Origin of the sequence: Pseudomonas sp. Fl5BN2, assembly GCF_009908205.1 — a bacterium.
Lineage (GTDB): Bacteria > Pseudomonadota > Gammaproteobacteria > Pseudomonadales > Pseudomonadaceae > Aquipseudomonas.
This window is the reverse complement of the sequence record NZ_JAAARL010000001.1, coordinates 100,454-119,517: the sequence shown is the minus strand read 5'-3', so window position 1 is coordinate 119,517 and position 19,064 is coordinate 100,454. Positions and strand designations below refer to the sequence as shown.

The window sequence follows — 19,064 nt, the reverse complement described above, 5'->3', positions numbered from 1 at the left end:
GATTATCAAACTGCCAGACGCGCACGACCTTTGGCGCGACGACGCGACAGGACAGCCCGACCGTTCTTGGTAGCCATGCGAGCACGGAAACCGTGGGTACGAGCGCGTTTGATAGTGCTTGGTTGGAAAGTACGTTTCATGTCGTGTTACCTGGTTCGTCCACAACGGGCCGGAATGGCCCCCGTTTTAAGAGATCGGCGATTCTAGAGAAAGCAAGCCTCTAGGTCAATTTCCAACCAGCTTTTCCTTTATCTATCTATGTCCGGGTTCAGGATTGTGAGCTCAGGTCAGCTAGATATAAAAATAAAGAAGGAAAGTATTTAAAGCTTTTCTGTAAAGCTTATAAAAGCTAGGGACGCCATCTTCTGTGGATAACTACCTTTAGCCCTTATAGTCCGTACTGTACAGAGAATGACAACACGGTTGAGAAGCAGTGTTCTGCCTGTGCTGCACTGTCGGAAAAGCTGTGTGTGGAAAGGGTTGTTATCCACAGGCGAGTTACCCACAGAGTTCAACCCCGAGTTGTGCAACGACCTCAAGCAGGGTTATCCACAGAGCTTATGCACATACCATTGGTCGTGTTTATTCAGGGTAAGGCGTTGATTCTTAGCGTTCTCAAGGCACGCTACATGTGGATAAGTGGGCGGCTGATCGCTACAATAGCCGCTTGTTTTTGCCTCACCGGCTTTCAACTTAGGGGATATCCGTGTCAGTGGAACTTTGGCAGCAGTGCGTGGAGCTTCTGCGTGATGAGCTGCCTGCCCAGCAATTCAACACTTGGATCCGTCCGCTACAGGTCGAAGCCGAAGGCGACGAGTTGCGTGTATACGCACCGAATCGTTTTGTTCTCGATTGGGTCAACGAAAAGTACCTGGGGCGTGTGCTCGAGCTACTGGATGAGCACGGCAACGGTATGGCGCCGGCTCTTTCCTTATTAATAGGCAGCAAACGCAGTTCGGCGCCTCGCGCTGCGCCCAATGCCCCGCTGGCCGCCGCCGCTTCCCAGGCGTTGCAAGCTAACGCGGCTCCGGCAGCTCCGGCACCCGTCTCTGCTCCGGCGAAAAAAGCCGCGACGCAGAAGGCCGCCGAGGTCAGTACAGAGCCCTCTCGTGACAGTTTCGACCCGATGGCGGGCGCCAGCTCCCAGCAGGCACCGGTACGTGCAGAGCAACGTACCGTCCAGGTAGAAGGTGCGCTCAAGCACACCAGCTACCTGAACCGCACATTCACCTTTGAGAATTTTGTCGAAGGCAAGTCCAACCAGCTGGCCCGCGCAGCGGCCTGGCAGGTGGCGGATAATCCCAAGCATGGCTACAACCCGCTTTTCCTTTATGGCGGCGTCGGTCTGGGTAAGACCCACTTGATGCATGCCGTGGGTAACCACCTATTAAAGAAGAATCCGAATGCCAAGGTCGTGTACCTGCATTCCGAGCGGTTTGTGGCAGACATGGTCAAGGCGTTGCAGCTCAACGCGATCAATGAATTCAAACGCTTCTATCGTTCGGTCGACGCGCTGCTGATCGACGATATTCAGTTCTTCGCCCGTAAAGAGCGTTCCCAGGAAGAGTTCTTCCACACCTTCAACGCCCTGCTCGAAGGCGGCCAGCAGGTGATTCTCACCAGCGACCGTTATCCAAAGGAAATCGAAGGGCTGGAAGAGCGCCTCAAGTCCCGCTTCGGCTGGGGCCTGACGGTGGCGGTAGAACCGCCGGAACTGGAAACCCGGGTGGCGATCCTGATGAAGAAGGCCGACCAGGCCAAAGTCGAACTGCCTCATGATGCGGCGTTCTTCATCGCCCAGCGGATTCGCTCCAACGTCCGTGAACTGGAAGGCGCACTCAAGCGGGTCATCGCGCACTCGCACTTCATGGGTCGCGACATCACCATCGAGTTGATTCGCGAATCCCTGAAGGACCTGCTGGCCCTGCAGGACAAACTGGTGTCTGTGGATAACATCCAGCGCACCGTCGCCGAATACTACAAGATCAAGATTTCCGATCTGCTGTCCAAGCGACGCTCGCGTTCGGTGGCCCGTCCGCGTCAGGTGGCCATGGCCTTGTCCAAGGAGCTGACCAACCACAGCCTGCCGGAAATCGGCGATGTGTTCGGCGGCCGCGACCACACCACCGTGTTGCACGCCTGCCGCAAGATCAATGAACTTAAGGAATCCGACGCGGACATCCGCGAGGACTACAAGAACCTGCTGCGTACTCTGACCACTTGATGACACCAACGCAGCTTATTAAGGCAAGGGACTAGACCATGCATTTCACCATTCAACGCGAAGCCCTGTTGAAACCCCTGCAACTGGTCGCCGGCGTCGTCGAACGCCGTCAGACCTTGCCGGTGCTTTCCAACGTGCTGTTGGTTGTCGAAGGCCAGCAACTGTCGCTGACCGGTACCGACCTGGAAGTCGAGCTGGTCGGTCGTGTGCAGCTTGAAGAGCCGGCAGAGCCGGGGGAAATTACCGTTCCCGCGCGCAAGCTGATGGACATCTGCAAGAGCTTGCCCAACGACGCCCTGATCGACATCAAGGTCGACGAGCAGAAGCTGGTGGTAAAGGCCGGTCGTAGCCGCTTTACCCTGTCGACCCTGCCAGCCAACGACTTCCCGACTGTGGAAGAAGGCCCGGGCTCGCTGACCTGCCAGCTGGAGCAGAGTCGGTTGCGTCGCTTGATCGAGCGCACCAGCTTCGCCATGGCCCAGCAGGACGTGCGCTACTACCTCAACGGCATGCTGCTGGAAGTTTCTGCCGGAATCATCCGTGCCGTGGCCACCGACGGTCACCGCCTGGCCATGTGTTCGATGCAGGTGGATATCGGCCAGCCGGATCGCCATCAGGTGATCGTGCCGCGTAAAGGTATCCTCGAACTGGCCCGCTTGCTCACCGAGCCCGATGGCAGTGTCAGCATTGTCCTGGGTCAGCACCATATCCGTGCCACGACTGGTGAATTCACCTTCACCTCCAAGCTGGTGGACGGCAAGTTCCCGGATTACGAGCGTGTGCTGCCCAAAGGTGGCGACAAGCTGGTACTGGGCGATCGTCAGGCCCTGCGTGAAGCCTTCAGCCGTACTGCGATCCTGTCCAACGAGAAGTACCGCGGCATCCGTCTGCAATTGGCCAATGGTCAGTTGAAGATCCAGGCCAACAACCCGGAGCAGGAAGAAGCGGAAGAAGAAGTGGGTGTGGAATACAACGGCGGTGCGCTGGAGATCGGCTTCAACGTCAGCTACCTGCTGGACGTGTTGGGGGTGATGACTACCGAGCAGGTGCGCCTGATCTTGTCCGACTCCAACAGCAGTGCGCTGGTGCAGGAATCCGACAACGACGACTCGGCTTACGTTGTCATGCCGATGCGCCTGTAATCATGCTCAGCGGAAGCTAGATGTCCCTCAGTCGCGTCTCGGTCACCGCGGTGCGCAATCTGCACCCGGTGACCTTCTCCCCCTCCCCCCGCATCAACCTTCTCTACGGCGCCAATGGCAGTGGCAAAACCAGCGTGCTGGAAGCCATCCACCTGCTGGGGCTTGCCCGCTCGTTTCGCAGTGCGCGCCTGTTACCGGTGATCCAGTATGAGCAGCTGGCCTGTACCGTATTTGGCCAGGTGGAGTTGGCTCAGGGTGGGCACAGCAGCCTGGGAATCTCCCGGGATCGCCAGGGGGAATTCCAGATCCGCATCGATGGTCAGAATGCCCGCAGTGCGGCACAGCTGGCGGAGATCCTGCCGCTGCAACTGATCAACCCCGACAGCTTTCGCCTGCTGGAAGGTGCACCGAAGATCCGTCGGCAGTTCCTCGACTGGGGTGTGTTCCATGTGGAACCTCGTTTCATGTCCACCTGGCAGCGCTTGCAGAAGGCCCTGCGGCAGCGGAACTCATGGCTGCGGCATGGTACACTTGACGCCGCTTCGCAAGCGGCCTGGGACCGGGAACTGTGTCAGGCCAGCGCTGAAATCGATGAATACCGCCGCGCTTACATCAAAGCCTTGAAACCAGTCTTTGAGCGGACCTTGAGCGAACTGTTGGAGCTCGAGGGCCTGACGCTTAGCTATTACCGTGGTTGGGACAAGGAACGAGAGCTCAGCGAAGTACTCGCGACCTCCCTGCACCGTGATCAGCAAATGGGTCATACCCAGGCCGGTCCCCAACGTGCTGATCTGCGTCTGCGCTTGAGTGGGCACAACGCCGCGGACATCTTGTCCCGTGGCCAGCAGAAGTTGGTGGTCTGTGCCTTGCGCATTGCCCAGGGGCACCTGGTCAGCCAGGCCCGCCGCGGTCAGTGTATTTATCTAGTGGATGACTTGCCGTCCGAGCTGGACGAGCAGCACCGCCGCGCTCTATGTCGCTTGTTGGAAGACTTACGCTGCCAGGTGTTTATCACCTGTGTAGATCACGAATTATTGAGGGAAGGCTGGCAGACGGAAACGCCAGTCGCTTTGTTCCACGTGGAACAAGGCCGTATCACCCAGACCCACGACCATCGGGAGTGAAGGCATGAGCGAAGAAAATACGTACGACTCGACCAGCATCAAGGTGCTAAAAGGTTTGGATGCCGTACGCAAACGTCCCGGTATGTACATTGGCGACACCGATGACGGTAGCGGTCTGCACCACATGGTGTTCGAGGTGGTCGATAACTCGATCGACGAAGCTTTGGCCGGCCATTGCGACGACATCAGCATCATCATCCACCCGGACGAATCCATCACCGTGCGCGACAACGGTCGCGGCATCCCGGTGGATGTGCATAAAGAGGAAGGCGTTTCCGCAGCAGAGGTCATCATGACCGTGCTCCACGCCGGCGGTAAGTTCGATGACAACTCCTACAAGGTATCCGGCGGTCTGCACGGTGTAGGTGTGTCGGTAGTGAACGCGCTGTCCGAGGAACTGATCCTCACCGTACGCCGCAGCGGCAAGATCTGGGAACAGACCTACGTCCACGGTGTACCGCAAGATCGGATGAAGATCGTTGGCGACAGCGAAACCACCGGTACCCAGATCCACTTCAAGCCTTCGGCTGATACCTTCAAGAACATCCACTTCAGCTGGGACGTCCTGGCCAAGCGGATTCGTGAACTGTCGTTCCTCAACTCCGGTGTCGGCATCGTCCTCAAGGATGAACGCAGCGGCAAGGAAGAGCTGTTCAAGTACGAAGGCGGCCTGCGTGCGTTCGTTGATTACCTGAACACCAACAAGACGCCGGTCAACCAGGTGTTCCACTTCAATGTCCAACGTGAAGACGGCATTGGTGTAGAAATCGCCCTGCAGTGGAATGACAGCTTCAACGAGAACCTGTTGTGCTTCACCAACAACATTCCGCAGCGCGACGGCGGCACCCACTTGGTGGGCTTCCGTTCGGCACTGACCCGGAACCTGAACACCTACATCGAACAGGAAGGCCTGGCCAAGAAGCACAAGGTTGCCACCACCGGTGACGACGCTCGTGAAGGCCTGACCGCGATTATCTCGGTGAAGGTACCGGATCCGAAGTTCAGCTCCCAGACCAAAGACAAGCTGGTGTCTTCCGAAGTGAAGACCGCTGTCGAGCAGGAGATGGGCAAGTTCTTCTCCGACTTCCTGCTGGAAAACCCCAACGAAGCCAAGTTGGTGGTGGGCAAGATGATCGATGCTGCGCGTGCTCGTGAAGCGGCGCGTAAAGCCCGTGAAATGACCCGCCGCAAGGGCGCGCTGGATATTGCCGGCCTGCCGGGCAAACTGGCGGACTGCCAGGAAAAAGACCCTGCCCTGTCCGAACTCTACCTGGTGGAAGGTGACTCTGCTGGCGGCTCCGCCAAGCAGGGACGCAACCGCAAGACCCAGGCGATCCTGCCGCTCAAGGGCAAGATCCTCAACGTTGAGAAGGCGCGCTTCGACAAGATGATCTCCTCGCAAGAGGTCGGCACCTTGATCACCGCGCTGGGCTGTGGCATCGGCCGCGACGAGTACAACATCGACAAGCTGCGTTATCACAACATCATCATCATGACCGATGCTGACGTCGATGGTTCGCACATCCGTACCCTGTTGCTGACCTTCTTCTTCCGTCAGTTGCCAGAGCTGATTGAGCGTGGCTACATCTACATCGCTCAGCCGCCGCTGTACAAGGTCAAGAAGGGCAAGCAAGAGCAATACATCAAAGACGACGAGGCCATGGAAGACTACATGACCCAGTCGGCGCTTGAAGATGCCAGCCTGCACTTGAACGACGAAGCCCCTGGGATTTCCGGCCCTGCGCTGGAGGCTCTGGTGAATGACTTCCGCATGGTGATGAAGACCCTCAAGCGTTTGTCGCGCCTGTACCCGCAGGAGCTGACCGAGCACTTCATCTACCTGCCGGCCGTGAGCATGGAGCAATTGTCCGATCACGCGGCCATGCAGGATTGGTTGGCCAAGTTCGACGTCCGTCTGCGCACTTCCGAGAAGTCCGGCCTGGTCTACAAGGCCAGCCTGCGTGAAGACCGTGAGCGTAATGTCTGGCTGCCAGAGGTCGAGCTGATCTCCCATGGCCTGTCCAACTATGTCACCTTCAACCGCGACTTCTTCGGCAGTAATGACTACAAGACCGTCGTCTCTCTCGGCGCTCAACTGAGCACCTTGCTGGACGAAGGTGCTTATGTTCAGCGTGGCGAGCGCAAGAAAGCGGTGACCGAGTTCAAGGAAGCCCTGGATTGGTTGATGGCGGAAAGCACCAAGCGTCACACCATCCAGCGATACAAAGGTCTGGGCGAAATGAACCCTGAGCAACTGTGGGAAACCACCATGGACCCAAGCATGCGCCGCATGCTCAAGGTGACCATTGAAGACGCCATCGGCGCCGACCAGATCTTCAACACCCTGATGGGTGATGCGGTTGAGCCACGTCGCGACTTCATCGAAAGCAATGCCCTGGCGGTGTCCAACCTGGATTTCTGATCCGCAGTGGCACCTCAAAAGCCAACGCCTAGCGTTGGCTTTTTTTTGCGCGGACATCATGGCGTTGTCTGTGGATCATGTAGCTGTTCTGCTCAACAGGAAGGCAAGGAGCCTATGAGTCGATTCAAGATTTCTCCATGGCTGTCCAGTTCCGGTGGCCCCTTGGTGGTGATGGGGGAAGGCTTGGCCGGTCTGTGGCGTGGCCTCGACGGTGATCCCTCGGATTACCACAGGGCGTGTCAGATGGATGACTATGCCGGCCGGCTGGCGGGTGTCGATGACGACATTCTTGTCCTGGGTGACGAGCCTTTGGACACGGCGATTGCCACGGCAGACGATGCCTTGCTGATTATCCGATGGATGTGCGCCCCATCTGAGGCCGAGGTGCTGGCGCAGCTTGAGTTGCTTGAGCTTGGTCCACTGAACCCGATCGAGCGATTGAGTATTGATTGGTCAAGCGACGCGCTGGTGCTGTTTGATGGGGTCGACCGGTTTGATCCACAGGCTTGTCTGCACCTTCAACTGCTGTCGCCGCACAGCGAGGTATCGACATTCCGCTACCAGCCCACGCCCGATACCGCCCTGTTGATCCACCAGATAGTGCCTCGCCAGTGGGCCCATCCGCACTGAGGTTTGGCATGCATGGATAGGCAGCATTACCTTTTTGATGAGCAACGCTACCCCATTGCCTGGCGGTTCAATGCTCGGGATTGTGGGTTGTCCGATAGCGACAAACAGCGTCTGTGCTTGTACCAGCAGGCGCAGTCCCAGGCGCTATGGGATGAGTGGGTTGCGGTTTCGCACCTGATGAGCGTCAGCGCCGGGACGTTTCAGGTCAGCGAAACGACCACCCTGGATTTCAAGCGTCGGGCAGACGGCGCCGGGTTTTTCCAGAAGACCCTAGAGGGTGAAAAATGGCTCTGGTTGTTCTGGGGCAGGTGCTGCGCAGCACAGGTGCCCAGGGATATTTTAATAAAATGCTGGGACGACTTTTTCTATCCGTCCGATGAGAATACGGTCCTGGTCATGCCGGGCAGTGCAGAGGTCATATTTTCCTTCGAGGAAAACTTCTTTCGCGGACAGTTTGTGAGGCCCATGGCGGCGCCTTTGTGAGATGGGATGGAAAACTCGACAGCACATGCTTTTAGACGTGTTTGTCGAGCCGTTGACCCCGCTACTCAGCTGAGCCCGGCTCGACCCTTTTCACCCTTTGTCAAAACAGCAATCGCTCGGAAATTGGTTATGGATGATGAAAACCAGGAAATATCGATTCGGGTTGTCGCGGGGCAGAACAACCACGGCCCGGTCTACGAGCCGCTGCATGTACGGCGGATCAATGAGGACAGCTACGAGATTCTCTATTCACCAGGGCTGACGCTGAACCTGGCCAAGGGCGACATCATCTCGATCAAGGACCCCAAGGCCCCCGCCGTGGTGCTCAAGCGTGGCGGCAACTTCTGCATCCATATTTATGCCAATCACATCCCTGAAGAACACATCGTTGCCCTGGCGGCGGATGTGGCGACCGAATTGGGCGGCATGCTCGACGGGCGCTACAAGGGCAATCTGACATTGTCGGTTCCAGCGCTAAATGGCATGGACAACATCGCCTTGTTCTTCAACCGCTTCCGTGAGATCACGGGCATCGAGTGGTACTACGCCAACATCTATAAAAACCTCGATGACACCGATGACGAGACCTTGCTCAATTGGTGGCTGGATAGCTGATCGCGAACGGAGTGAAGACGAGCATGGGCTACGAATATTGCCTGGTGTTTGATGAGCCGCTGGACGCGCGGCAGGTCATGCATAGACTGCGCGGCAGTGCGGATTGTGTGCGGGCTGCAGAGCAGGTGGTCGAGTTCAAGGACCCTGGCCTGGGCAGCAGCGCCGACTATGATCTGCGCCTGACCTTCGAGAGTGACCATAGGCTCTGGATGGAGCTGCTGTTCCGGACCGCGGCGTTACACAAGTGCCTGGAGCCGGCGCTGCGGGGGCGTCGTTTCCGGTGTTTCGAAGAGGGTGACAGCGATGACGAGGTTGCACTCGAACAGGTCTTTGCGCTGGGCCGTATTCTCCCCGTTTTCCCTTGATGGCTGGCCCAATGAACCCAAGACAGCAGCTTATCTGTGAACGCTACGACCTTGCTCCCCAGGCACCGGAGCCGATGATTGCACTGGCCACCGGCTCCCTTGCGCAGTCGCCCATCTACGGCACCCGGGTCGAGTTGCCGGAGAACGGCACGGTCAGTTGGTTTTTCCACTGCGGCGAACATTCCGCCGCTGCGGATTTCTACCAGCCTCTGTGCGCCGAGCATCTGCTCGAGCTGTTGCCGGAGGTGATCGATTACCTGTATCTGCCGAGCGGGACGCATTTCATCATCGACCGCGGCGGCTATGAAGATGTCTGGCGGGACCCGGAATGATATCAAGCCGCTTTTGACGGCAAGCAGTCAGTTGCCCTGCTCGTCAGGCGACGCGACACTTTCCAGGCGATAGCCATAGCCGTAGATCGTCAGCAGTTGCCAGCCCCGATCGGCCGTCAGCCCCAGCTTGTTACGCAGGCGGTAGATGTGGGTATCCAGAGGCCGTGAGGAAACGATTTCCTCATGGGTCCAGAAACGCTCATAGAGGTACTCCCGGGACAGCGGTCGCCCCAGGTTGGCGAACAGGCAGCGGGCCAGGCGGTACTCGCGTTCGGTGAGGCTGATGGGGGCGCCGGCGCGGGTGACGGTCAGCTCGGCATCGTCGAAGTTCAGGTCGTTGAAGCTCTGCACCTCTTCACTGTTGTTACGCTGCAAGCCGTGGCGGCGCAGCACCGCGTTGACCCGGGCCTTGAGCTCGTTGGGACGAAAGGGCTTGCTCAGGTAGTCGTCAGCCCCGGTGTTCAGGGCCTGGACGATGTCGCTCTCGGCATCGCGGCTGGTGAGCATGATGGCCGGTGGGGGCGAGTCCATGTGTTCCCGGGTCCAGCGCAGCAATGACAGGCCACTGAGGTCCGGTACTTGCCAATCGAGAATCAGCAGGTCGAAGGTTTCCCGCCGCAGTTGGCGCAACAGGTCTTCACCGCGCTCGAAGCTGTGCAGGGTCCAGGGCTGTTCGCCAGCGCCGGGAATTTCTCGCAGTGTCTGTTCCACCCGTGCCAGTTCTGCGGGTTCGTCATCCAGTATTGCGACACGCATGCGAGGCAGTTCCTTATGGTTCGGGGAGCGCACGAGGCGGTGGCTTGCGCTCTGTGGGCTAGGCAGAAGTTTAGGCTCCAGACCTGAATCTGAACAATTGTGGCGAATTGCTCTTGGGGCCCTGCTCCCTCGGTACGCTGATATCAAATAGCCGGTAATACGCCAGGAGCACTGGTGTCGCCGGACTGTTGCAGCGGCACGATACCGGCTCGAACACGCAAGGAAAACAATCATGGGGAACATGTTCAGGAAAGGCCAGGCCGCCGTTGTTGGAATCTTCAGCGGTAAGGATCCGATACGCTTTTTCAGTCTGTTGCTGGCCGCCTATCTCGGGGTCAATGCCAGCACTATGCATTCATCTGCAGCGCCTTCCTACACGGCAGTGATGCCCGAGTACACGCGAATGGCGTTGCCCAGCCCTGTCGATTCATCACTGACCCTGGATGCAGAACCGGTGATGGGGCGCATAGCACTGCCTTCCCGCGCCCAGCAGCCGGTTCAACGCTGGGTTTTCTAGGGGCGCTGTGGATGATTCTGAACAAATATTGCAAATCCGTCGCAGCCGCCCAGGCAGCGTTACATTGCTTGCCGCTGAGTGGCACACGGGGGCACCTGGAAGTGCTCCGACACAGGGAGTGTCAACCGCCAGGCTGGCGGGACAACGCGCGCCTGCGTGCGTCGTTGAAGGGGAAAACAGGGAGTGCCTCCTCAGGACTCTGGATCGGGCGACTGGTCGCTTCGATCCCGACACAAGGATGTGTCACTTTTTTCTCCCCTGACTCTCCTCCCCCCTTTGCCTCACCACCACCTCCCGCTCCTGAACGGGCGGCATCATGCAGTGTCCGGCTTTCTGCCAGTGACCAGCCTCAGGTATGGTGCGTAGGATTTCGCCGTGGTTTCCCCAAAGGCTCAAAGCATATCCATGAATGACCTCTGCCCTTCTCCGTCCGCTGGCCGGTCTCAGGTGGCGCGAGCCGCACTGCTGTTGGCGGGGTTGATCCTGCCGCTGTGCACCGTGCAGGCCGCCCCGCAACGCCTGCCCTATATCGATGACAACCAGCAATGTCGTGGCCAGCCGCTACCGGCCACGGTCGAACACTTGACCGGTGAAGCCTGGAAGCTGGACGCCAAGGGCCGTGAGGTGGCTCTGGAAGAAGGCATGAGCATTGATGAAAAGGAGGGCGTCAAGACGTCGCCATCGGCGTTTGTCAGCTTGTCCTTGGGGGATGGCTCACGGGTGGTGCTGCCCTCCAGCTCACAGATCACCTTGCAACTGAACAACCAGTACCGGATTCCTCAGGTGGTCCTGGAACAGGGGCAGATCGAGTCCTATGTGATCAAGCGCAGCAGCGACCATGATCGCTTCCAGATCGTCACTCCGGTGGGTGTGTTGGGGGTGCGCGGCACCCATTTCCGAGTGCGCAATGATGATCAACAAGCGCTGGTGGAGGTGCTCAACGGGCAGGTGGCGGTGAGCCGGGAGGAAGACTCACCGGGCAAGGCTGCGCCGCGTGCTCGCAAGCGTCCTGTGGATAAACCCGCAGGGCCGGTGCCGGGCGAGGTCCAGGTCATGGCGCGCCAGGGCCTACGGATTCAGAAACAAGGTGAGTTGAAGCCGGTGGAACTGCTGGCGGCGCCCAGGTTGTTGGGGCAGGCCGGTCAAATCGCCGCGCTGCCGGTTTGGCAACTGATCCTGCAACCCTTGCCGGGTGCCCGTCGTTACCGAGCCCAGGTGGCCACTGACAAGGATTTCCTGAATATCAAGCAGGAGCAGTTCTCCAGTACCCCGGAAGTCAACTTCACTGGTTTGAAGGCATTTTTCTATCACGTGCGCCTTTCGGCGTTCGACGAGCATGGCCTGGAAGGAGAGACCGGGGTTTATGACATCTTCTATTACCCCAGAACCACCCGTGTCCAATAACCCGTCGGCAGACCGCTGATGGGCCTGTGGAGCCGCCGCACCGATGGCCGTGAGTCAACCCAGGCCCAGCATCTGTTCCGGCGCCTGGTGCGGCAGTGGTTGTGGGTCAGCCTGATTCTGCTGCCACTGACGGCGGTGCTGTCCCTGAGCCACGGCCTGGCCCTGAACAACCTGTTCTATGACAATCTGCGGCGTTTTACCCCGCTGCCGGTAGACCCGCGAATTCTGCTGGTGACCATCGATGACTACAGCCTTCAGCAATTGGGTCGTTGGCCCTGGCCCCGGGCGATCCATGGCGAGTTGCTGGACCGGCTGACTGCCGCCGAGGTCAAGGGCGTGCTGTTCGATGTGATCCTCAGTGAGCCTGGCGCTACGCAGGAGAACGATACCCGTCTGGCGGCTGCCCTCTGTCGCGCCGGCAACGTATTCCTGCCAGTGCTGCGTGAGGGCGCCGCCCGCTATGGCCAGGACCTGGCCGAGATCCCTCCGGTAGCGCTGCTGCGCAACTGTGCCCGGGGCCTGGGTCACATCAATGCTGAAGCGGATGCCGATGGCACGGTCCGCAGTGTCTACCTGCAGGAAGGTCCGCAGCAGGCGCCTCGAGCGCAACTGTCCTGGTTGCTTTACCAACTCACCGAAGCCGACCCGCTTTTACCGCTGATGCCGGGTTCCGGGAGTCCCCTGGTTGCCCAGGGCTGGCTGCGTGCCAACCTGGTACGTATTCCCTTTATCAGCAAGGCCGCGGGCTTTCCCAGCGTGCCTTATGCCAGTGTGTTGCGGGGCGAGGTGCCAGCGCAGCTGCTGCGGGGTCGGTTGATCCTGGTGGGGTCCACGGCTCCAGGGCTGGGGGATCGCTACGTGACGCCGCAATCCGGCAGCCAGGGCACCACCCCGGGAGTCGAGATCCAGGCCAACCTGCTTAACGGCCTGTTGCAGCATCGCAGTATTGTCGCCCTGGGCAAATGGTCGGGAATGCTCTTATCCATGGCCTTGACCGCCGCCCTGCTCGGTCTGCTGCTTTGGCGTCCGCGCCACGCCTTGTGGATAACCCTGGGTTGCATAGGCTTGGCGTTGCTGGGGTCGGTACTGATGCTGCGCCTGGGGTTCTGGTGGTCGCCGGTAGCGAGCCTATTGGGCATGCTGCTGGCGTATCTGATCTGGAACTGGCGCCGGCTGAGCGTGATCCTGGCCTACTTCGGCTGGGAGCTTGCGCGCCTCGACAGCGAACCCAAGGTGCTACCGGAGCGACGCCGTAGTCAGACGCCGGTGGGTGATGTGTTGCAAGGGCAGATTGTCGCCCTGGAGCAGGCTTTGAGCCGGACCCGGGATACCCGGCGCTTTATTGCCGACGGCCTGGAATATCTGCCGGTAGCGACCCTGATCAGTGATCCGGACGGCAAGATCCTGCTGGCCAATCGCAATGCCCGTGATGTGTTTGCCCATTCGCTGATCGGGCAGGCCCTGATCCCGCAACTGGCGCTCCTGGGGTATCCGGGGTTGGCAGAACCGGCCTTGTACCCGAGCCTGGCGCAGTTGCCCGCAATAGAATTCCGCGATGTTCAGCAACGCAGTTTGCGCATGGAGTTGGCGCCTTTGCTGCCGGTGGACAGCGACACACCGATCGGCTGGTTGTTGAGCCTGACCGACCTGAGTGTCGAGCGCGATGCCGAACAGCAGCGCGGAGTGCTGCTGCGGTTTCTTTCCCACGATTTGCGCGCGCCCCACTCAGCGATCCTTGCGCTGCTGGATGTCCAGCGTCATCAACCCTCGCTGCCCAAGCAGGTATACGCCCAGATCGAGCAGCAGGTTCGCCGGGCGCTGGGGCTGACCGACGCCTTCGTGCAACTGGCCAAGGCCGAATCGGAGGCCTATCAGTTCGAGCCGAGCATGTTCGCCATGCTGGTACTGGATGTCTTCGATCAGGCCACCACCTTGGCTCAGTTGAAGAATATCGGTCTGCGGCATGATCTGGATGAAGAAGCGGAAGGCCTGGTCCTGGCGGATCAGTCGCTGCTGACCCGAGCCCTGTTCAATCTGCTGGAGAATGCCATCAAGTACAGCCCGGCAGGCTCCACCGTAAGCGTGCAAGTCAGTTGTGCCGAAGGTTGGCTGCGTTGCGAGATCAGCGATGAAGGCCAGGGGATTGCGACTGCGGATCTGCCCCTGCTGTTCGGCCAATACCAGCGCTTTGCCTCGGCCAAGGGCATCGACGGCCTGGGCCTGGGCTTGTCCATGGTCAAGGCGGTGGTGGATCGGCATCACGGGCGCATCAGCTGCAAGAGCGTGGTGGGCCAGGGCTCGTGCTTCATCCTCGAGCTGCCCCTGCTGGAGGACCTGTAGCTGCTGGAATGCCGCAGATCATCCCGGTACTTGAGGCCCTCGGAAGGCGCAGTGCGCCTTATCTCAGCCAGCAGTCATTGCGGATCGATTTCTTGCCTTCAGAAAAACTTATGCACGTTTTTCAGTATTTTATGAGCTCTTGAAATATACATATAAATCAGTGATTTATACGTAAATTTTAGCCATTGTACGAAAAGTCGTACACAGGTTATCCACAGAAGCTCATACAGCAATCTTATCTGCAGGAGTGGCCAATGGTGGCAATGAGCCCATATCCCGCTGAGCCTGTTCGTTCCATGCTGCCACCCGGTCATTGAGCTCGGCGATGGCCCGTGGGCCGCTGCCTTCTGCATACATCGGTGCGCCAATGGTCACGGTGATGGTGCCGGGACGCTTGGCCCAGCCGCTCTTCGGCCAGTACTTGCCAGCATTGTGGGCCACCGGCAGCACCGGCAGATCGGCGTTCACCGCCAGGGCGCTGCCGCTGCGGGAAAATTTGCCGACCTGGCCGAACGGCACACGGGTGCCCTCAGGGAAAATCAGCACCCAGACGTTGTCCTTGAGCAGCTCGTTGCCCTTGCTCGCCACTTGCTTGAGGGCGGCTTTGGGGTTGTCCCGATCAATGGCGATGGGCCGCAGCATGGCCATCGCCCAGCCGAAGAACGGCACAAACAGCAACTCGCGCTTGAGCACCTGGCTCAGGGGCTCGAAGTAGGCCGAGAGGAAGAACGTTTCCCAGGTGCTCTGGTGGTTCGAGACGATCACGCAAGGCCGCTCGGGAACGTTTTCCGCGCCCTGTACTTCCACGCGGATGTTCAGAAATACCTTGGTCAGCCACAGTGCGCAGCGGCACCAATAGACGTTGATAAAGCGATAGCGCGCCTTGAATGGCAGGAACGGCGCGATAAAAAAGCTCAAGGAGCACCACAGCAAGGAACTGGTGCCCAGCAGCAGGTAAAAGAAGAAGGTTCTGATGGCCTGCAGGATCGACATAGCGGCATTTACCATTGCGGGCATGCCCGCCTGTTAAAAAGCGCTCTCCCAAACAGTCCTTGGTCAGGATGCCAGAAGGGGCCTAATTGTGGATAAGTTCAGCGGCAATGGCCGCCAGGTCGTCAAATATCAGGGTGCCTACCGGCAGGGTTTTCCCCAGGGTCTTTTGGCCTTTCCCGGTCTTTACCAATACTGGCTGAGAGTCGACGGCTTTTGCGGCCTCCAGGTCACTGAGACTGTCACCAACAAACCATAGACCGGTCAGATCCGCCTGGTAGTGCTCGGCAATGGTTCGCAGCATGCCCGGTTTCGGTTTGCGACAGGCGCACCCTTCGTCGGGGCCGTGGGGGCAGTAGACGATCAGCCCAACCTCACCACCCTGCTCGGCCACCAGCTCGCGCAGGCGCGCGTGCATGGCATCGAGAGTGGCCAGGTCGTAGTAGCCGCGAGCGATGCCGGACTGGTTGGTGGCAATCGCCACCGTCCAGCCGGCCTTGCTCAACTGCACGATGGCTTCGATCGAGCCGGGGATTGGAATCCACTCCTGCACCGATTTGATGTAGGCATCGGAGTCGTGATTGATCACGCCGTCACGATCGAGTATCAGCAGTTTCACAGCAATTCCCTACCTGTCAGCTCAGTACCGAAATGTCCGCCACGCCCAGGAACAGGCCCCGCAGCCGCGCCAGCAGCGCATAGCGGTTGGCCCGTACCTTGGCGTCTTCAGCATTGACCATTACCGCCTCGAAGAAGGCGTCCACCGGTTCGCGCAGGGCGGCCAGGCGGGCCAGGGTCTCGCTGTACTGACGGGCCGCGGCCATTGGCTGTACAGCCTGATCTGCCTGCTGGATTGCCGAGTACAGGGAGAACTCGTTGGCGTTGTCGAAGTACTTGGCTTCGATGGTGGTCGGCACATTGCCTTCGACTTTGCTCAACAGGTTCGACACGCGCTTGTTCACCGCAGCCAGGGCGGCGGCTTCCGGCAACTTGCGGAACGCCTGTACGGCTTGCACGCGCTGGTCGAAGTCCAGGGCCGAGCCCGGCTTCAGGGCTCGCACCGACAGGTAAGTGGCTACATCCACGCCTTCGTCTTCGTAACGGGCACGCAGACGGTCGAAGATGAACTCCAGCACCTGCTCGGCCAGGCCGGCGGCCTTGACCTTGGTGCCGAAAGCGCTGACGGCGAATGCCACGGCGTCGGTCAGGTCGAGGTCGAACTTCTTGTCGATCAGGATGCGCAGTACACCCAGGGCTGCACGACGCAGGGCGTAGGGGTCCTTGCTGCCGGTGGGCAGCATGCCGATACCGAAGATACCCACCAGGGTGTCCAGCTTGTCAGCGATGGCCACGGCGGCACCGGTGATGGTGCTCGGCAGCTCGGCGCCGGCGCCACGAGGCATGTACTGCTCGTTCAGGGCCAGGGCCACGTCTTGCGGCTCGCCGTCATTGAGGGCGTAGTAGTAACCGGCAACACCTTGCATTTCCGGGAACTCGCCGACCATCTCGGTGGCGAGGTCGCACTTGGAGAGCAGGCCGGCGCGGGCTGCGCGCTGGGCGTCGCCACCGATGCGCGGGGCAATGAACGCTGCCAGCTTGGAAATGCGCTCGGCCTTGTCGTAGACGCTGCCGAGTTTTTCCTGGAAGACCACGTTCTGCAGGCGCAGGTTGAAGTCTTCGAGCTTGTGCTTCTTGTCTTGCTTGAAGAAGAACTCGGCGTCGGTCAGACGCGGGCGCACGACTTTCTCGTTGCCCTCGATGATCTGGCGCGGGTCCTTGCTTTCGATGTTGGCCACGGTGATGAAGCGCGGCAGCAGCTTGCCGTCGATGTCCAGCAGGCAGAAGTACTTCTGGTTGTCCTGCATGGTGGTGATCAAGGCTTCCTGGGGCACGTCGAGGAAACGTTCCTCGAACGAGCACACCAGTGGCACTGGCCATTCCACCAGCGCGGTGACTTCGTCCAGCAGGTCTGCCGGCACGATCGCCGTGCCTTCCTGCAGGGTTGCCAGCTCTGCGGTGCGCTTGCTGATCAGCTCGCGGCGCTCGTTGGCGTCGGCCAGTACGTAGGCGGCACGCAGGTCATTGAGGTAGTTGGCCGGCGCCGTGATGCGTACGTTTTCCGGGTGATGGAAACGGTGACCGCGGGAGTCGCGACCGGCTTTCTGGGCGAGGATGGTGCAGTCGATGACTTCATCGCCCAGCAGCATTACCAACCACTGGGTCGGACGCACGAACTCTTCCTTGCGCGCAGCCCAGCGCATGCGCTTGGGGATTGGCAGGTCGTTCAGCGAGTCTTCGACGATGGTCGGCAGCAGGCTGGCGGTGGGCTTGCCCTGGATGCTCTGGCTGTAGCGCAGCTTGGGGCCGCTCTGGTCGATTTCGCTCAGGTCCACGCCGCACTTCTTGGCGAAGCCGAGGGCGGCCTGGGTCGGGTTGCCGTCGGCATCGAAGGCGGCCTGGCGCGGTGGGCCGTCGAGGTTGATGCTGCGGTCTGGCTGCTGGGTAGCCAGACCAGTGATCAGCACTGCCAGGCGCCGTGGCGCGGCATAGACCTGCTTGGCCTCGAAGCTCAGGCCAGCGCTCTGCAGGCCTTTCTCGATGCCGGCCAGGAAGGCGTCGGCCAGGGTGTTCAGGGCTTTTGGGGGCAGCTCTTCAGTGCCCAGTTCAACCAGAAAATCTTGCGCACTCATTGTGCCGCCTCCAACTTAGCCAACACTTCATCACGCAGGTCCGGGGTCGCCATCGGGAAGCCCAGCTTGGCGCGAGCCATCAGGTAGGCTTGGGCCACGGAGCGCGCGAGGGTGCGTACACGCAGGATGTACTGCTGACGGGCCGTCACCGAAATTGCTCGGCGCGCGTCCAGCAGGTTGAAGGTGTGCGAGGCCTTGAGGACCATTTCATAGCTTGGCAGTGGCAGCGGCTGATCCAGCTCGATCAGGCGCTTGGCTTCGCTTTCGTAGAAGTCGAACAGTTCGAACAGCTTCTCGACGTTGGCGTGTTCGAAGTTGTAGGTCGACTGCTCCACTTCGTTCTGGTGGAACACGTCGCCGTAGGTGACCTTGCCGAACGGGCCGTCGGCCCAGACCAGGTCGTACACCGAGTCCACGCCCTGCAGGTACATGGCCAGGCGCTCCAGGCCATAGGTGATCTCGCCGGTCACCGGATAGCACTCGATGCCGCCCGCTTGCTGGAAGTAGGTGAATTGGGTCACTTCCATGCCGTTGAGCCAGACTTCCCAGCCCAGGCCCCAGGCGCCTAGGGTCGGCGACTCCCAGTTGTCTTCGACGAAACGGATGTCGTGCACCAGCGGGTCCAGGCCCACGTGCTTCAGGGAACCCAGGTACAGCTCCTGGAAGTTCTCCGGGTTGGGCTTCAAGACCACCTGGAACTGATAGTAGTGCTGCAGGCGGTTGGGGTTTTCGCCGTAGCGGCCGTCAGTCGGGCGACGACTGGGCTGCACATAAGCGGCGTTCCAGGTTTCCGGGCCGATGGCCCGCAGGAAGGTAGCGGTGTGGAAAGTGCCGGCGCCTACTTCCATATCGTAGGGCTGAAGTACCACACAACCTTGCTCGGCCCAGTACTGCTGGAGGGCGAGGATCAAGTCTTGGAAGGTACGCACGGCTGGCGTAGGCTGGCTCACGAAATTCACCTGTTACTTGGGCTGCGATTTAAGGAGCGGGAGTATACCCGATTCAGTCCTGCGCACGCCCCCTGGAGCCT

Annotated in this window: 18 protein-coding genes; 12 read left to right on the top strand and 6 right to left on the bottom strand. The window is 59.8% G+C overall.

The features are described 5' to 3' along the window. Window positions 1-5 precede the first annotated feature (5 nt). Entirely contained in the window at window positions 6-140 is a 135-nt protein-coding gene (rpmH, locus tag GV819_RS00615) for a 50S ribosomal protein L34 (RefSeq protein WP_003213577.1), read from the bottom strand. Window positions 141-706: 566 nt separating this feature from the next. Between rpmH and dnaA the strand changes: the two genes are divergently transcribed. The 9 genes from dnaA (at window position 707) to GV819_RS00570 (ending at window position 9,337) form a co-directional block, all read left to right on the top strand. Continuing rightward, window positions 707-2,224, top strand: a complete 1,518-nt coding sequence (gene dnaA / locus GV819_RS00610) for a chromosomal replication initiator protein DnaA (protein ID WP_161752503.1) — start codon at window positions 707-709, stop codon at window positions 2,222-2,224. 38 nt (window positions 2,225-2,262) lie between these two features. Then, window positions 2,263-3,366: a DNA polymerase III subunit beta gene (gene dnaN / locus GV819_RS00605; protein WP_161752501.1), complete on the top strand. Its 1,104-nt coding sequence runs from the start codon at window positions 2,263-2,265 to the stop codon at window positions 3,364-3,366. A 20-nt stretch (window positions 3,367-3,386) separates the two neighbouring features. Further along, window positions 3,387-4,490, top strand: coding sequence for a DNA replication/repair protein RecF (recF, locus tag GV819_RS00600; protein ID WP_161752499.1), 1,104 nt, complete (start codon window positions 3,387-3,389; stop codon window positions 4,488-4,490). 4 nt (window positions 4,491-4,494) lie between these two features. Continuing rightward, window positions 4,495-6,912: a DNA topoisomerase (ATP-hydrolyzing) subunit B gene (gyrB, locus tag GV819_RS00595; RefSeq protein WP_161752497.1), complete on the top strand. Its 2,418-nt coding sequence runs from the start codon at window positions 4,495-4,497 to the stop codon at window positions 6,910-6,912. A gap of 114 nt (window positions 6,913-7,026) precedes the next feature. Continuing rightward, window positions 7,027-7,542, top strand: a complete 516-nt coding sequence (locus tag GV819_RS00590) for an Imm21 family immunity protein (RefSeq protein WP_161752495.1) — start codon at window positions 7,027-7,029, stop codon at window positions 7,540-7,542. Between the two features lie 12 nt (window positions 7,543-7,554). Next, a complete protein-coding gene (locus GV819_RS33055; RefSeq protein WP_161752493.1) occupies window positions 7,555-8,025 on the top strand; it encodes a hypothetical protein in 471 nt (156 codons plus the stop codon). A 129-nt stretch (window positions 8,026-8,154) separates the two neighbouring features. Next, complete coding sequence (locus GV819_RS00580) at window positions 8,155-8,640, top strand: DUF4265 domain-containing protein (protein WP_161752491.1); 486 nt, start codon at window positions 8,155-8,157, stop codon at window positions 8,638-8,640. Window positions 8,641-8,663: 23 nt separating this feature from the next. Beyond that, window positions 8,664-9,005 (top strand): hypothetical protein, encoded by a 342-nt coding sequence (locus tag GV819_RS00575; RefSeq protein ID WP_161752489.1) that lies wholly within the window; start codon window positions 8,664-8,666, stop codon window positions 9,003-9,005. An 11-nt stretch (window positions 9,006-9,016) separates the two neighbouring features. Beyond that, window positions 9,017-9,337 carry an immunity protein Imm33 domain-containing protein gene (locus GV819_RS00570; RefSeq protein WP_178125904.1) on the top strand — a complete coding sequence of 107 codons (321 nt, stop codon included), beginning with the start codon at window positions 9,017-9,019 and terminating at the stop codon, window positions 9,335-9,337. A gap of 27 nt (window positions 9,338-9,364) precedes the next feature. On the opposite strand, the gene GV819_RS00565 is transcribed toward GV819_RS00570, so the two are convergent. Then, window positions 9,365-10,093, bottom strand: a complete 729-nt coding sequence (locus GV819_RS00565; RefSeq protein ID WP_161752485.1) for a response regulator transcription factor — start codon at window positions 10,091-10,093, stop codon at window positions 9,365-9,367. 232 nt (window positions 10,094-10,325) lie between these two features. Here GV819_RS00565 and GV819_RS00560 point away from each other — a divergent pair, with 232 nt between their 5' ends. The 3 genes from GV819_RS00560 to GV819_RS00550 all read left to right on the top strand — a co-directional run bounded on the left by GV819_RS00560 (window position 10,326) and on the right by GV819_RS00550 (window position 14,354). Next, window positions 10,326-10,610, top strand: coding sequence for a hypothetical protein (locus GV819_RS00560; RefSeq protein ID WP_161752483.1), 285 nt, complete (start codon window positions 10,326-10,328; stop codon window positions 10,608-10,610). Between the two features lie 405 nt (window positions 10,611-11,015). Further along, a complete protein-coding gene (locus GV819_RS00555; RefSeq protein ID WP_161752482.1) occupies window positions 11,016-12,014 on the top strand; it encodes a FecR family protein in 999 nt (332 codons plus the stop codon). Between the two features lie 18 nt (window positions 12,015-12,032). Further along, the gene (locus GV819_RS00550) at window positions 12,033-14,354 is read left to right on the top strand and encodes a CHASE2 domain-containing protein (protein WP_161752480.1); all 2,322 of its coding nucleotides are present in this window, start codon (window positions 12,033-12,035) and stop codon (window positions 14,352-14,354) included. A gap of 222 nt (window positions 14,355-14,576) precedes the next feature. Here the strand turns inward: GV819_RS00550 and GV819_RS00545 are convergent, their stop codons facing one another. The 4 genes from GV819_RS00545 to glyQ form a co-directional block, all read right to left on the bottom strand. Beyond that, entirely contained in the window at window positions 14,577-15,347 is a 771-nt protein-coding gene (locus GV819_RS00545) for a lysophospholipid acyltransferase family protein (RefSeq protein ID WP_161752478.1), read from the bottom strand. Window positions 15,348-15,429: 82 nt separating this feature from the next. Beyond that, entirely contained in the window at window positions 15,430-15,969 is a 540-nt protein-coding gene (gmhB, locus tag GV819_RS00540) for a D-glycero-beta-D-manno-heptose 1,7-bisphosphate 7-phosphatase (protein WP_368668857.1), read from the bottom strand. A gap of 10 nt (window positions 15,970-15,979) precedes the next feature. Then, entirely contained in the window at window positions 15,980-18,034 is a 2,055-nt protein-coding gene (glyS, locus tag GV819_RS00535) for a glycine--tRNA ligase subunit beta (protein ID WP_161752474.1), read from the bottom strand. After that, window positions 18,031-18,984: a glycine--tRNA ligase subunit alpha gene (gene glyQ / locus GV819_RS00530; protein WP_025132111.1), complete on the bottom strand. Its 954-nt coding sequence runs from the start codon at window positions 18,982-18,984 to the stop codon at window positions 18,031-18,033. The genes glyS and glyQ overlap by 4 nt, the downstream gene beginning before the upstream one ends. Window positions 18,985-19,064: the final 80 nt, after the last annotated feature.